Source organism: Paenibacillus shirakamiensis, from assembly GCF_017874255.1.
GTDB classification, from domain to species: domain Bacteria; phylum Bacillota; class Bacilli; order Paenibacillales; family Paenibacillaceae; genus Fontibacillus; species Fontibacillus shirakamiensis.
Genome location: NZ_JAGGLD010000005.1, coordinates 1 through 16097, shown reverse-complemented (window position 1 = coordinate 16097; position 16097 = coordinate 1). Strand labels below are relative to the sequence as shown.

Annotated in this window: 10 protein-coding genes and 1 rRNA gene; 10 read left to right on the top strand and 1 reads right to left on the bottom strand. The window is 44.8% G+C overall.

Features of this window, described 5'->3' with window-relative positions:
• The first annotated feature begins 78 nt into the window (after window positions 1-78).
• From J2Z69_RS13635 to ligA, 9 genes are all read left to right on the top strand, one after another.
• Window positions 79-291 carry a DUF2759 family protein gene (locus J2Z69_RS13635; RefSeq protein WP_209863648.1) on the top strand — a complete coding sequence of 71 codons (213 nt, stop codon included), beginning with the start codon at window positions 79-81 and terminating at the stop codon, window positions 289-291.
• A gap of 262 nt (window positions 292-553) precedes the next feature.
• Window positions 554-1723, top strand: coding sequence for a S1C family serine protease (locus J2Z69_RS13630; RefSeq protein WP_209863646.1), 1170 nt, complete (start codon window positions 554-556; stop codon window positions 1721-1723).
• Between the two features lie 41 nt (window positions 1724-1764).
• The gene (locus tag J2Z69_RS13625; protein WP_209863644.1) at window positions 1765-3738 is read left to right on the top strand and encodes a copper amine oxidase N-terminal domain-containing protein; all 1974 of its coding nucleotides are present in this window, start codon (window positions 1765-1767) and stop codon (window positions 3736-3738) included.
• Between the two features lie 221 nt (window positions 3739-3959).
• Complete coding sequence (locus J2Z69_RS13620; RefSeq protein ID WP_209863642.1) at window positions 3960-6473, top strand: U32 family peptidase; 2514 nt, start codon at window positions 3960-3962, stop codon at window positions 6471-6473.
• A gap of 301 nt (window positions 6474-6774) precedes the next feature.
• Window positions 6775-7533: a VCBS repeat-containing protein gene (locus J2Z69_RS13615; RefSeq protein WP_209863640.1), complete on the top strand. Its 759-nt coding sequence runs from the start codon at window positions 6775-6777 to the stop codon at window positions 7531-7533.
• A gap of 201 nt (window positions 7534-7734) precedes the next feature.
• Window positions 7735-8616, top strand: coding sequence for a phosphatidylinositol-specific phospholipase C/glycerophosphodiester phosphodiesterase family protein (locus tag J2Z69_RS13610; RefSeq protein ID WP_209863638.1), 882 nt, complete (start codon window positions 7735-7737; stop codon window positions 8614-8616).
• Window positions 8617-8908: 292 nt separating this feature from the next.
• The gene (gene pcrB, locus J2Z69_RS13605; protein ID WP_209864330.1) at window positions 8909-9589 is read left to right on the top strand and encodes a heptaprenylglyceryl phosphate synthase; all 681 of its coding nucleotides are present in this window, start codon (window positions 8909-8911) and stop codon (window positions 9587-9589) included.
• A 38-nt stretch (window positions 9590-9627) separates the two neighbouring features.
• Complete coding sequence (gene pcrA / locus J2Z69_RS13600) at window positions 9628-11946, top strand: DNA helicase PcrA (RefSeq protein ID WP_209863636.1); 2319 nt, start codon at window positions 9628-9630, stop codon at window positions 11944-11946.
• A gap of 67 nt (window positions 11947-12013) precedes the next feature.
• On the top strand, window positions 12014-14029 hold the full coding sequence (gene ligA, locus J2Z69_RS13595; protein WP_209863633.1) for an NAD-dependent DNA ligase LigA: 2016 nt from the start codon (window positions 12014-12016) through the stop codon (window positions 14027-14029).
• A 259-nt stretch (window positions 14030-14288) separates the two neighbouring features.
• On the opposite strand, the gene J2Z69_RS13590 is transcribed toward ligA, so the two are convergent.
• Window positions 14289-15551: a molybdopterin-dependent oxidoreductase gene (locus tag J2Z69_RS13590; RefSeq protein WP_209863630.1), complete on the bottom strand. Its 1263-nt coding sequence runs from the start codon at window positions 15549-15551 to the stop codon at window positions 14289-14291.
• Window positions 15552-16021: 470 nt separating this feature from the next.
• On the opposite strand from J2Z69_RS13590, the gene J2Z69_RS13585 reads away from it, so the two are divergent.
• Window positions 16022-16097: ribosomal RNA gene (locus J2Z69_RS13585) — 16S ribosomal RNA — on the top strand; the annotation flags it as partial.

Here is a 16097-nt window from a genome sequence, read left to right as displayed (position 1 = left end):
TCGCTTGCAACTCTTCCTGTCAAAAGATAACATAGAGGAAGATGTGTAAATTTCGTGAAGTTAGAGGAGGACCCCCGTATGTGGCTGCTTGCAGAAGCCGGAGAGACTACATCCACTTTTAATATGTTTGATATTTTCATGATCTTGTTCACGGTACTGATTTTTATTGGAGTTATTCGACTACTTAAAGCTAAAGAGAAAAATATTTTTGCTATCGGTTTTAGTATTGTAAGTTTGTTAGTCTTTTTATTGACAGATTACGCTATGGTCAACGCTTGGTTTTCTGGTTAAGAAATTTGTTCGTTAGACACTGAACAGCAATGGATTTAGAAAGACACTTTTTCGCGATATTAAGCGATGAAGTGTCTTTTTTTATTATTTCATCTAACGATTACAGCGATAACTTAGTAATGGTAGAGAATTGAGATAGCAGCAAAATTATGGTACATTAATTCTACCAAAACATACCAATTATATAGAGTAGATAGCTAGATTACATCCTTGACTAGCGTAAGGGATATATTTCTGCACGGAGAGAGGGTCGGTTAAGAGGATGTCAATTCAGGGGAAAGCCGCGGCCTTGCTGTTCATAGGGACAGTATTAGGTTCTAGTGGTTGTTTTAGCGTGTCAGCACAAGGGTCCCATCAAGCCGTTCCTGTAAAAAGTGTTACTGCAACAGCAAAGCCTAATTCAAAGACGATGAGTACTGTGAAAGCTCCAGTTCAGAAGAATGTAGCCCCTTCCACAGTCGATATCATTCCACAAATTATTAAAAAAGTCTCCCCCTCAGTTGTCGGAATTATCGGACAGACCAGTGAGAACGATTCATCTACCCAAGTGAAACAATCGACCAGCCTGTATGATTTGGCACACGGTACTGGTGTCATCCTTCGCTCGGATGGCTGGATCGTGACGAATGCGCATGTGGTTTCTGGGCTAAGTAATGCCATTGTAGTTACTTCTGATGGGAAAACTTATGGTATTACAGAGAGCTACGTGGATGAAATGAGCGATCTAGCCCTAATAAAAATAGTTGCAAAATCCTTACACCCAGCAACCTTTGCGGCTTCCTCTAAAAATACAGTGGTAGGGGAAACAGTAATAGCTTTAGGTACACCCGTGTCTTTCTCTCTTCGGAATTCGGCTACTACAGGAATTGTAAGCGGTCTGAACCGAGCGGTGAATGCGGCCTATCGATTGATTCAGACCGATGCAGCCATTAATCCCGGCAATAGCGGAGGGCCTCTATTGAATCTAAAGGGCGAAGTAATAGGAATCAACTCTATGAAATTTGAGGCTGTCGGCGTAGAGAACATGGGTTTTTCCATACCCGTAGAGACCGTGAATTATATTACAAATCAGCTTTTTAAATATGGTGAAGTTAGGAGAGCTTCGTTAGGTGTGAAGCTTGAGGAAAGCTGGTCTGCCAGTATGGGTCTACCAGGCAATGATCCTTTAACTGTAACGAACATTTTCTCCAAAGAAGCAAAGGCTGCAGGGATTGTAGAGGGGGATGTCCTTTATAAGGTCAATGGGAGACGAATTACTTCAGTGGTCGATTTGAATGAATTGCTCAAGTCCTTTTTGCCTGGACAGACGGTGACATTGTGGATGCAATCGGATGGCGATATCGTCACTCGTAAGCTCCTATTATCTAAGGATCAAGGAAATATAGGGTCTGAGATAGACGATGAGGCGCCATCCAATGATGATGCTGTATAGGTTATGGCCTTGTATTTTAATAGAAGAGGATGAGAACGAGGATGGAATTATTGCGTAAAGGGGCAACACTAATATTGGGGTTGTCCTTACTATGTTCGGGAGCATTAGGAACGTTACAAGCTGCTGGACAGCAAGACGCATCGTTCAGTATTAAGGTAGGGGTTGGAACCGCAAGTGTGAATGGAACTAGCCAGGCCATCATCAGTCCATATCAGATAAAAGGCGTAACCATGGTTCCACTGGGCTTATTCAAAAAAGCATTTGGTGCTCAGATTCGTCTAGAGGATGGGAATCAAGTGAAATTGAGTCTGGGGAAGCATACCATCTTGTTGACCATTAGCAATCCATTAATTCGAGTAGATGGACACAATATGAAATCCGAAGTTGCACCTGCTATGCTTCACAGTACACTAATGGTTCCCTTAAGAATGATATCAAGCGGACTAGGAGCCACAGTATCGGTAGGTTCGAAAGGGGACATTCGTGTTACCCATGCTCAAGAAGATACCGATGAGGATGGAGTTGAAGGACTAGGCTCAGAAGCGGGTAAAACCAAGATGGGAAATAGCTATTATGGATGGACTCTTCAATATCCAAGTGGACTCATTCCTGGTCAATCAGACGATGATAGCGTAGCCACATTTACAGACGTGGCGAACTCCTATTATTTCGAAGTCCATGCCGGTATGCCGCAGCCCGAAGAGGACCCTGCTTCTTTACTAGATCAATTGCTGTCATCTGCCCGTAATGGGGGGGAGACGGTGCTGGATCAAAGCATCTCGGTCGATACTAAAGTTCCCTTTGCCCGAATTATAGCGCGTGACAACGAAGGGGTCTATTGGCAAGAGCGAGCCTATTACGGAAATGGTCGTATTTATACCCTTTATCTATCCGTCATGAACGTAAAAAGCTACAAAGACTTAAATGCATATGATAAGTTGCTTAATACGTTTCAACCTTCGTTCAACAAAGAGGATCCGGCTATTAAAGATTTGAGTCAGATCAAAGATGGCCTGATTGAGCAGTCAAATGATGATTACGGTATGACATTCAAGATACCTGCCGAATGGAGTAAGGATAATAGTAAGCTTACCTACCAAGGGAAAGATGGTACATCTCTACAGATGAGTATATCTTCTGCCGTGAAAGGTCAGTCAGCCGAGCAGTGGTCTCAAGAAGTGGAACAATGGATGCAGCAGAGATATATCGAAAGTGCGTATCATTCTTTAGGAAAGGCCTTACCTATTCAGATTGCTAAGGTCCCAGGAGTCATTCAAAGTGCAGAATTTACAAATGGAGCGACGTGGTTCACTCAGCAAAGAGTGAGTATTATCAATAAAGGATATCGGTATCTTTTCTCTTATACAGAGCCTAAGGTGATTTCTTCAGATACCCAGATGGATAAGGGGACGGGCAATTCAATAAGTTCCAGCAAGACACTATCAGAAAATGCTCAAGCACCTAACACACCTAGCAAGACATTCAAAATATTTCTCGACTCGCTCGATATCGATTATGCAGGGAATGCAGCCAATTATGGTCATATCGAGGATAATCAATTACTTTCAGATACTACTGTAACAGCGCTGAAATCTTCAGATGCGTATCAATATACGATAGCCATCCCTCGTTACTGGACACCCGTCAATGATCGGTTCGAGTCCAATACAGTGGAATACAGCTTCACCGGAGGAAGCTTCAAATTAAATGCAGACAAAACCACGGATCCTGATCTGGCCATATGGCAGCTGCGAAGTTTATATGCCGAAGCGGCTCGTACCACAAAAGGATTCATTCTAGACGGCGTCGATTCTACCAAAATTGCAGGACAAGAGGCTACGGTATTCCATATACGGCAGATTTCAAATGGTATCTCTACCACGAAGCAGGTCATCTTGTTAAGTCGAAACGGTATAGCATATAAACTGACGACCTCCATTAGCGACGTGAATAATACGGCGGAGCAAAAAGCGGCGATCACTAAAGCGCTGGATTCTTTCAAGCTCAAGAACTAGAGACACGGAACCTTATCTCATCTTAGGTGATTGTAATGACCTGAGACGAGCGTAAGGTTTTTTTGCTTGCTGGCAGATTTCAGAGGGTAGAGGATGTCTATAATGTTTGATATACTAGATTGGTTAAAGAGGGACTCGTAACAAAATCATACAGTGAGCTATACCTTGAAAATAACCGATTCACAGCCGTATGCACGGCTGCGTAATCCAGGAGGACATACATGAGCAGTACAGGACTTACAAGACAAGATGTAGAGTTATTGGCACCGGCAGGCGATTGGGATTGCATGCGGGCAGCTGTAGCTAATGGAGCAGACGCTATATTTTTTGGCGTGGAGAAATTTAATGCTAGAGCAAGGGCGAACAATTTTAGAATGACAGAACTGCCAGACATTATGGCTTTCCTTCACAGTTATGGCGTGAAGGGGTTTCTGACGTTTAATATTTTAGTCTTTGAGAATGAATTAGCAGATGCCAAAGAATTGATTGAAGCTTGTATTGATGCAGGTGTGGATGCGGTGATCGTACAGGATTTGGGCATGGTCAAAATGATTCGCGAACTCTCTCCAGACTTCCCGATTCATGGTTCTACGCAGATGACCATTACCTCCCCGGAAGCGGTGGAGTTCACGAAGCCGTTCAACATGGAACGCGTTGTACTTGGACGGGAGAACAACCTGAAGCAAATTCAAAAAATTGGTGAGCAGGCCAAACTTCCGATGGAAGTCTTTGTTCATGGGGCGCTATGTGTGTCTTATTCTGGTCAGTGTTTGACTTCCGAAATGTGGGGCGGTCGTTCTGCGAACCGCGGTGAATGTGCTCAGGCTTGCCGCTTGCCTTATGACCTGATGGTCGATGGCGAGCAGAAGCCTATGGGTGATGTGGCTTATCTCTTGTCACCAAAGGATCTGGCTGCAGTCGATATTATGCCAGAACTGATTGAAGCGGGAGTGACTTCATTTAAAATCGAGGGCCGTCTCAAAAGCCCAGAGTATGTTGCAAATGTCGTAAGCAAATATCGCAAAGCGATTGATCTCTATTTTGATGGCAATGAAGAGCGCGTATCCAAGGAGGAAATTCGTGAATTGCAGCAAAGCTTCTCACGGGGATTCACGCATGGTTTCTTGGATGGAACGAATAATAAGCAACTGGTTGAAGGAACGTTCCCCAAAAGCCGTGGAGTTTATCTTGGACGTGTGGAGCAAATACTTCGCGATGGCGTGGTATGCCGTATCGAAGCTCCGGTGAAGCGAGGAGACGGGATTGTATTTGATGCTGGAGATCCGACGCAGAAGGAAGAAGGCGGACGGATCTATGATCTTCGCCGTAAAGGTGTGAAAATTGAAGGCGAAGCAGATGAGGGCTGGATCTTGGATATCGTTCCAGGTCGAAATGACGTGGATTTGCGCAAGCTGCATGTAGGCGATCGAATCTGGAAGACGAGTGACCCTGCGCTCGACAAACGGATGCGTCAGACGTTTGAGACTGAGAAGCCGTACCGCGTCTTCCCGGTACGGGTGCGTGCAATTGGCCATGCGGGCCAGCCGCTCGTCACTTTCTGGACGGATGTCCAAAAGGGAACAACGGTGCGCGTGGATTCGGAAATGGAGCTGGAAGTAGCTCAGAAGCGTCCGATGGACCATGCGCTTCTGGAAGAACAGCTCGGCCGCCTCGGCGGCACGGTGTTCCAGCTCGAGGAGCTGGATACGGAGCTTCATGGCGACGTAATCGTGCCGATGCGCGAGCTGAACGGCATTCGCCGCCGCGCCGTGGAGCTGCTGGCGGGCGAGCGGCCTAAACCGCCCGTCTACGTGAAGCGGGCGGTAGAGATCTACGGCGACGCAGCGAAGCCTGCGCAGCCGGTGGGTCGCGGTCAAGCGAAGCTGACCGCGCTGTGCCGCAGCCTGGAGCAAGTACAGGCTGCTGTGACTACAGGCGTCGACTTAATTTATGCCGACTTTGAATTTATTAAGCAGTTCCCGGCAGCAGTGGATGCCGCTCGTGCAGCAGGCAAGCAGATTGCGCTGGCTACGCCGCGTATTCATATGCCTGGCGAGAACGGCTATCATAATAACATCTTGCGCTTACAGCCCGATGCGGTGCTGGTGCGCAACACGGGGGCGCTGTATTTCTATCTGCGCCACCGCCTGGAAAATCCGCTTGCTAGTCATCCTAAGCTAATTGGGGATTTCTCTTTAAATATAGCCAATCATAAAGCCGTTGAGTTGTTCCTAGAAGCTGGTTTGGATCAAGTGACGCCTTCGTATGACTTGAACATTCAACAGATGGTAGACTTGTTGGAGAAGAGCCGCACAGGGGATATGGAAATTGTTATTCATCAGCATATGCCTATGTTCCATACGGAGCACTGCGTGTACTGCACATTTATGAGTGAAGGAACAGACTTCACGAACTGTGGCCGTCCTTGTGAAGATCACCGCGCTTCTCTGCAAGACCGAATTGGAATGTCGCACCCTGTGCGTGTAGATGAAGGCTGCCGGAATACGGTGTACAATGCAATCGAACAATCCGGTGCGGAGTATCTGAAGCACTTCATGGAACTAGGTGTGCCGAATTATCGTGTGGAATTTCTAGAGGAATCGTCGGAGCAGGTGCTAGAAGTTATAGATCTGTATACACGAGCGTTGCAAGGTGAGATTAGCGGGACGCAAGTTTGGAAGAAGCTTAAAGCTACAAATCAACTAGGTGTAACTAGAGGCCAGCTAGTCAAATAGGAATAGCATAGGACACCTAGCCATTCAGATCGTAAGAGCATTCCCCCCCCTCAGCTAGAGGTAGGGAATGCTTTTTCACTACATGCATTTCACTACATGAACGTATGAACATCTCCCAGTAGACCGTTACCGGCCCTTCACCACTTATCTTTGACACAAGCACGATGTAACCTCATGTTTTTTTTCATAGAAATCGCACTTCTTTTTCCATAAGGCAGTTTTTATGCTTTAACTGCTACTCACCATTTCCCCGTTCTGTTCATATGTATAGGTAAATACCTATATCAAGGAGATCGATGCTATGCATATATACGGAGTAAGAGCACCCATTGCGCCTCCCTACCGAGCCAATGCTTCTGAACGACCTCATCTCTTGGATCGCATGGTGGGGGATGTAACCGGTGATGGCATTCCAGATATTATTAATTTAACAGGGTATACGTCAGAGGTGGGCAGCCCTTTTACGAAGGGCATCACGCTATCTGTGCAGGACGGAAAGACACATCAGGTTATTAATGTTCCTCTTCGTAACAATGAAGGGTATCATCCCACCTTATTTCTTGGTGACTTCACTGGAGAGCATACCAAGGACGTCTTGGTATCCATTGAATCTGGTGGATCTGGGGCAACCACATACGATTATGTATACTCTTTTATGGGCGGGCACCCTCAGCTTTTATTTGATTCGGATGTGTACAATAAGGAGTGGAACTATAGAGTTGATTACTTGGATGGGTATAAGCTACGCATTACGAGTCCTCGATCAGGTCAATTTTTTACAATAGATATAAGTTCTCGGGGCCAAGAGTACTTGAATCAGATCTACACGCCTCAGGGTATTCTTAAGCAACCTGTGCAAGGGTTTGCTGATCCTCTAAGTGGATTATATCCCATAGACATAGACCGTGATGGCACGTATGAATTAATGGCACTACAAGGCGTAAGTGGACTCTATCATGCGGATCGTTTCGGATATATGACCAACATACTCAAGTGGAACGGTCAAGCTTGGGAATTGTTTCAGCAGTGGTTCTCTATAATAGGTTCTGATGGAAAATAAAATTATATGTTGAATAATTAATAGCATAAGGATTCTCTTGAATTTAACTTCAACCTCATTTTGCCCCGTTTGGCTTCAAGCCCAGCGGGGTATTGTTCTATATGGTTAGTTGGAACTCTTTATATAAAGACTCAGGTCTTAGTATAAAGGAATATCCTTGAGGATAACTTCTGACCGGATACTCGTAGGAGTGTGATATAGATGAGAACATATCAAAGATCTTTGATTACGATAATCATAGTTGCTATGATGACACCCTTTTTTCTAAGTACCTCTAATTCAGACCCCTCTCCAGAAGGACTTCGTGCTCACAGCGTAGTGTCCCATGCCATGGGCGCGATTAAAGGTCATACCATTACGAATAGTTATGAAGCTTTTATAGCGAACTATGAAAAAGGTGTACGCAATTTCGAGATGGATTTCACCTTTACATCGGACGGCCATTTAGTAGGACGGCACGATTGGAGTGAGGGGCTAAATAAGCTTTTAGGACAAGATCAACAACTCAAGGCACAGGGGATTCAAGGTAGACTTACTTACGAGCAATTCATGCGAACCGATGTAAATGGATTATATAAGCCTCTTGCATGGGAAGATGTACTGAACTTATTAGTGAAATATCCTGATATCTATATCATAACGGATACCAAAGAGAACAAACCCGAAGAATACAGACGTGTGATGGAAGCTATGGTTTCTACTGCTCGTCAAAAAGACCCTTCGGTGCTGGATCGTATAGTACCTCAAATTTACAGTCAGCCCATGTGGGACGAGCTTCAATCGATCTATCCTTTTAAGCAAGTTATATACACATTGTATGAGACTGACGATACGGACGCGGAGGTGTTAGCGTTTGCTAAGCAGCATCCTTCACTGGCAGCAGTCACCATGTCTGGTGGTAGAGCTACAAGTGAATTAGTAACAGGATTGAATAAAATGAATATCCCGAGTTATGTGCATACCGTTAATGATGTGAAGCAAATCTTAAAGTTTAAAAGAATGGGCGTGTACGGTTTCTACTCGGACTCACTTTCCACCCAAGATGTAGATGGAGCCAATTGGATTACAGCTTATATGCAATAAATATATACAGGACAAGCCATTCCCTTTATAGAAAAAGGAAAGGCTGTCCTTTTTTTCTGTTCGCCTTTCATACGAACATTGACACTGATCTATTCCTATTTTAGACTGGAAATAGAGAAAAAAATTTTCGTTCATGAGATTAGCTTAATGGCTTTGTTTATAGATGGAGAACCATGATTAGGAGCGGAGCGTTCGTACAGAGAAGCTCCGTTTTTTGAATTTTGAATGGTTGTAATTTGACTATGCAATAGGAGAAGTGGATTAAGTTTTTGGAGGTATACGATTGAGACAAATGATATATGAGTGGCAGCACGTATTTAAGCTGGACCCCGATCGTATAATTTCAGATGAGGCTTTAGAGTGTATTTGCTTGTCTGGAACAGATGCAGTCATGATAGGAGGATCCAGTGGAATTACCTATGAGAATACCGTGAATCTTCTCTCTAGAGTGCGCCAATATGAAGTGCCTTGTGTGCTGGAAGTTTCGGATCTTGAGGCGGTAGTTCCCGGTTTCGATCTGTATATGGTTCCCATGGTACTCAATGCGGCAAGTCCAGAGTGGATACTCGGTCGTCATCAATTAGCTATTGAGCAATATGGCTACCTTATTCCATGGGAGCTGATTGTACCTGAAGGATATATCGTACTTCATGCGAACTCTACCGTAGCCCGTCTAACCGGGGCTTATACCGAACTTGATGCTTCGGGCGCTGCTGCTTATGCGCAGACGGCGGATCGCTTGTTCTCACTCCCCATCGTGTATGTAGAATATAGCGGTACATTTGGGGATATGGAATTGGTAGATACCGTGTATCGTTCCTTGGATAAAGCTCGTCTTTTTTACGGGGGCGGCATTATGGATGCCGTTTCTGCAAAGTTAGCTGCTTCTGTCTCTGACACCATAATCGTTGGTAACATTATATATAGTGATCTTATGTCCGCGCTCTCTACGGTTCAAGCTGTCAAAGGTTGAACGAACAAGCAGACCCGAAAAAGAAAGGATTTTAAAATATGATTGATATACAGCAAGCAATTACCAAGCTCAATCCTCAGCAGCGGGAGGCGGCATTATCTACAGATGAACCTTTGCTTATTATGGCAGGTGCAGGCTCGGGCAAGACCCGGGTGCTTACGCACCGTATAGCTCATCTCATTTCCACACGCAAAGCTGCCCCATGGAGTATTCTAGCGATTACATTTACGAATAAAGCCGCTCGGGAAATGCAAGATCGGGTATCTCGCTTAATTGGACCAGAAGGTCGCGATGTATGGGTGTCTACATTCCACTCTATGTGTGTGCGCATTTTGCGTAAAGATATTGAGCGGATTGGCTACACATCGAATTTCTCCATTTTAGATTCAACGGATCAATTATCAGTGATCCGAAGCAGCATGAAAGAACTGAATATAGATCCGAAGAAATATGAACCGAAGGCAGTTCAAGCCGTAATTAGCAATGCCAAAAATGAACTGGTCAGCCCTCAGCAGTATGAGCAGAAGGTAGGCGACTATTTTGAAGGCATTGTGGCTAAGGTATATACGATGTACCAAAAACGTCTGAGACATAACAATTCACTGGATTTTGATGATTTAATTATGAAGACAATTGATTTGTTCAAAGAGGTTCCCGAAGTTCTGGACTTCTATCAACGCAAGTTCCAATACATTCATGTCGATGAGTATCAAGATACGAACCGGGCTCAATACATGCTGTGTAAAATGCTTGCTGATAGCCATCATCGTATTTGTGTAGTCGGGGATAGTGACCAGTCGATTTATCGCTGGCGCGGCGCGGACATTACCAATATCCTGAATTTTGAAGAGGACTATCCTGAAGCTAGAACCATTCTTCTCGAGCAGAACTACCGCTCCACTTCGAATATATTGAACGCAGCGAATGAAGTGATTGGGCAGAATACAGGCCGCAAGCCGAAGAAATTGTGGACGGACAAAGACGGTGGGGCTAAAATTAAGGTCTTTCGAGGCGACTCGGAGCATGATGAAGGGTATTTCGTAACTTCAGAGATTCACAAAAATGTGAAGACAGGTAAGCCTTACGCCGATCATGCTATTTTATATCGCACGAATGCACAGTCGCGGGTTATCGAGGAAATTCTGATCAAGTCCGATATTCCTTACCAGATCGTTGGCGGGATCAAGTTCTACGATCGTAAAGAAATCAAGGACATTTTAGGATACCTGCGCCTCCTTTCCAATCCAGATGATGATATCAGCTTGGTAAGAGTAATTAATGTTCCCAAGCGGGGTCTGGGAGACACCACGGTAGCCAAACTCGCTGCAGCCGCAGCGCAGCGTGGAACTTCAATTTATCGAGTGCTTGAGGTGGTGGACGATCTTGGATTCGCAGGGCGTACGCGTAATGCACTGGTAGAGTTTTTTGATATGATCGCAGGTCTGCACCGGATGGTAGAGTATTTGTCTGTGACCGAGCTTACGGAACAACTGCTCGAATTGACCCATTACCGGATCGAATTACAAAATGAGAACACGATAGAATCTCGGTCTCGGTTAGAGAATATTGAAGAGTTTTTATCCGTTACTATGGAATTTGAGAAGAATAATGAAGATAAGTCCCTGGTGTCCTTCCTTACGGACCTAGCTTTAATTGCAGATATTGATAGCATGAATAAAGACGAAGAAGAACAAAGTGATGCAGTGGTTCTTATGACAATGCACAGTTCAAAAGGATTGGAATTCCCAGTGGTATTCATTATTGGGATGGAAGAAGGCGTGTTCCCGCATAGCCGTGCTTTCCTAGATCAGGAGGAGCTGGAGGAAGAGCGGCGATTGGCTTATGTAGGAATTACTCGTGCAGAAGAGCAACTATTCCTAAGCTGCGCTCAAATGCGGACGTTATTCGGTAAGACGACAGCCAATCCACCTTCACGCTTTTTGACCGAGATTCCAGATGACTACAAAGAAGACACCGATTTAGCACGAGATCGTTATCGTCGTGGAGCTAACGTTGGTGGTGCTTATGGTGGTCGAGGATTTGCAGGTAAGGGGACAGGTGGGGGTAATTTTGGACATCGTGCGGATAGTCTAGCTACGCGTTCCTCGGCAGCTGCAGGTGCCGGTAGAGTTACAATGACTACAGGCGTGCCTGGAGCTGCCGCGCCTAACTCAGGAGGTGCGGGGGGCGCAGACTTTAAAGCGGGCGATAAAGTATCCCATGCAAAGTGGGGAATCGGAACCGTCGTTTCGGTAAAAGGTACAGGCAATGATACGCAGCTTCAAATCGCCTTCCCTGCTCCTATTGGACTTAAGCCGCTTTTAGCAAGCTTTGCACCGATTACCAAAGTGGAGTAGCTTAACACTTTTTTGAATAACTTAACATAGCGTAAGATTTCTATATAAAAACGGAGGTTGGCCCTGCATGGATCCAATGCATTCAATGGAACAGCTTGTAGAAGAGCTTAACAAATATAATTATCATTACTATACGCTGGACGAGCCGTTGGTCAGCGATAAGGAGTATGATGTGCTCTACGACAAGCTGACCGCTCTTGAGGTAGAGACGGGATTGGTGCTGCCAGATTCACCTACTCAGCGGGTGGGGGGCGAGCTACTGAAAGGTTTTAAGCCTCATCGTCATCTGACACCCTTGTGGAGTTTAGACAAAGCTCAGAACGAAGAGCATCTGCAAAGCTGGAATAATCGGGTACTCAAGCTTGTTCAGGATTACAATAGCAAAAACCCGGATGCCCCGCTTCCAGCACCCGCGTATGTGGTAGAGCTGAAGTTTGACGGTCTTACACTGAACTTAACCTACACGGATGGTAAGTTAGTTCAGGCTTCTACCCGAGGAAATGGGGTAGTGGGTGAAGGGATATTAGCTCAAGTGAAGACGATCAAGTCAGTTCCTCTGACCATTCCCTTCAAAGAAGGAACGATTGAAGTGCAAGGTGAAGGCATCATGAATTTATCCGTGCTAGCAGCGCATAATGAGTCGGGTGCAGACCCGCTGAAGAATGCCAGAAATGCGGCGGCTGGTGCGCTACGCAATTTGAACCCTAAGGTTACGGCCGGACGTAAGCTAAGTGCTTTCTTCTACAATGTGGGCTACGGTGAAGAAATTCAGTTTGACAATCATCAGGAGATGATGGCCTTTCTTAAGAGTAATTTTTTCAAAGTGAATCCATTCATTGCGTACTTTGACAGTTTTGATCAAGTGATGAGTCAACTTCATGAAATCCAAGAGAAGCGAGCATCTTTGGATTATCTAATTGATGGAGCGGTCGTCAAAATTACCGACATGCGCACGAGAGAAGTGCTTGGCTATACAGATAAGTTTCCACGTTGGGCAGTAGCCTTTAAGTTTGAAGCGGAAGAGACGACAACAGTTTTACAGTCTGTGATCTGGAACGTCGGACGTACGGGCAAAATCACTCCACTTGCTAGGGTAGAACCTGTTGAGCTCGCAGGAGTCACCGTACAGAACTGTACGCTCAACAATGTTGGGGATATTGAACGTAAAAATTTGAAGTTTGCCATTGGATCACGTGTGTTCATTCGTCGTTCGAATGATGTCATTCCAGAAATTCTCGGCAAAGTTACCGAAGATAATGATGGAGCAGAGATCATCTACCCAGAACATTGCCCCGCTTGTGGGTTTCCTTTAGAGCAGCGAGGCGCCCATTTATTCTGTAACAATCGACTGGATTGTAAGCCGCAGACGGTGGGGAGGATCACTCATTTTGCTTCTAGAGATGCCATGGATATCGAGACGTTCAGCGATAAGACGGCTGAGCAGCTCTATGATGAATTAGCCGTTAGAGAACCTGCGGATCTGTATGAGCTAGACTATGATGGGCTTGTGAAGCTGGAACGTTTCGGTGAGAAAAAAGCTAATAATCTACTTGCTGCTATTGAAGAAAGCAAGGGAAGAGATCTGGCGGCATTCTTGTTCGCTTTAGGAATTCCGAATACAGGAAAGTCCACTACCAAAGTGTTGGCTGATCATTTTGGCAACTTGGATGGGATTATGAATGCAACAGCGGAAGAGTTAACGGCACTGCCTGATATCGGGGGGATTGTAGCAGAGAGCATCGTTACATTTTTTGCAGATCCTTTTATTCAGGCGGGGATTGTGCGAATGCGTACCTTGGGTGTAGAAGCCAAAGCCCCGGACAAACCGCTACAAGTAGCAACCGATTCATATTTTAGTGGGAAGACAGTTGTCTTAACAGGTACGCTCCATCAGCTCACACGTGAAGAGGCCGCAGAGAGGCTTGAAGCTCTTGGCGCCAAGGTTACGGGGAGCGTCTCTAAGAAAACAGATCTCGTTATAGCAGGAGAAAAGGCTGGAAGCAAGCTTACCAAAGCGCGAGAGCTGGGTATACAAGTCATCGAAGACGAGAATGAATTGATTCGATTGTTGCAAAATTCATAACTTTTAACAAAAGAGAATAAATAAAAGTATTGATGTACCTTGAATCCTGCGGGTTCACACATATTTTAGAATCTCCCTACAATGAAGTAAAAGGACCCCCAATTCCCCTAAGGGAAACGGAGGTCCTTTTTATGAGATTAGCCAATCGCAGTCTGTGCTTCTTATATCTAAGGATTGTTCCAATTCTTATACTGTCAATCTTTCATAACACCTATCTATTCGCTTTAGGGATAACACTCCACCCATATCATTGTCAGGGCTAAGTATTCATAGGTTTTGTTTTATTTTCCCCGGGAACCCATGCATCCTTATCATAACCGCGCTCTTCCCAATAACCAATGTGATCTTGAGCAATTAATTCAATGCGGTTTAGCCATTTTACTGACTTGTAAGCATACATGCGCGGTACGATTAGACGGACAGGCCCACCAAGTTCATTGGGTATAGGTTTGCCATCATGCATGACGGCCACCATTACATCATCCATCTGAGCCTGTTGCAAAGTTAAAGAGTCAGTATAGACCTCATCCCCAGAATAAAATTTTACAAAAGTAGCATCGGCCTTCACTCCAGCTAGTGTAAGTAGCGTCTTTAGCGGAATACCTTCCCACGTATTATTGTACACGGACCAACCGGTGACACAGTGGAAATCACTAACCTGTACATTACGACCAAGCTTAACGAATTCTTCCCAGCCCCATGTAAGCTTATGATTTACAAGGCCATCCAGTTCAAAGGACCATGTCTGATTGTTAAAAGCCGGAATTTCGGTAACCGTATAGACACGGAAATCCCCTTTTGAGCCTCCGCCTCGTGGTGGGGATGATGCGGGAAGAGGGGTTGGTGCAGGAATTAGGCGATTAGCATCCTTTTGCACGAGTTCGTCTACGGAAGTTCCTCCACCAAGAGAACGTCCAATCCATCTGAAGAAAGACGGGCCGAGAATAACTGCTAGTACGACCGCTATCGAGCCTTTCAGGAACGATCTTCTTCCATAGAGGGGTCTCAATTCATCAAGCGTATCATCAGGGTCCAATTTTTTTTCAACAGGTAGTGCACGTCGATGTGGTTCCTTAAGCCATTTGGTACGAGTCAACGAGTGATAGATTATAAAGGGTAGGCCAACCCAGGTTAACAGATCGTGCACAACTAAAGCACCATTAGCCCAAGAGGGCTGGATATATCGATGCAGCCATAAGAGAACACCAGAGAGTAGCCATCCTGTAAGAAGCGAGAGAACGACGATAACATTACCTTTCTGAGCGGGTCGATCTTTCAATTGCTTCCAATGTTTTGCCGCCAAGGCAAGATAGTAAATCACGGGTACTAGTAGAGCTATGCCAACTCCAATATGTAGCCACTTTATCCATACGCGTATAGCTCCAAGAATCTCGCGCCAATATCCACTTATTAGAATGAGTCCGCTTATAGAGAGAAAGAGGACCATCCAAGCATTCCAGGCATGAAGAGATACCAGTTTCTTGCCATAACCCTTACGAAGTTGTTTTAACCAAGCACTCATACATTACCCCCTTGATCCTATGATATATTAAGTTATTATCCATCATACTTTATTTGAAGGACCATTGGAAAATACATTATGTTCATACATATATAAATCATATCTTCACATCGATGAATCATATAAAATAACGTTGTGCAGAATTGTAATATTTTGTGGGGTTGTCAAAAGGTTGAAACCATGATAAATTATTTCTTGTCGCTTCGGAAGCTAACTTGCTGACTAGCACAAAATACAAAATGCTGTTGAAAAATGTTGTTGACATTTAGAGCGGGACGAGTTATGATAGTGTTCTGTTCAACGAATAACCAACTGAGAATAACTAACTTAATTGAACAGCAAGTTCTTTGAAAACTGAACAAATGGAAACTCGTAAATAAATGATTCTTATTAAGAATCGTCAGTTTCAAAATGAGCAATTCAAACACCTGATTAAAAATCTTCTCTTCCAGAGAAGAACCTTTTAATCCTTAATGGAGAGTTTGATCCTGGCTCAGGACGAACGCTGGCGGCATGCCTAATACATGCAAGTCGAGCGGAGTTTAA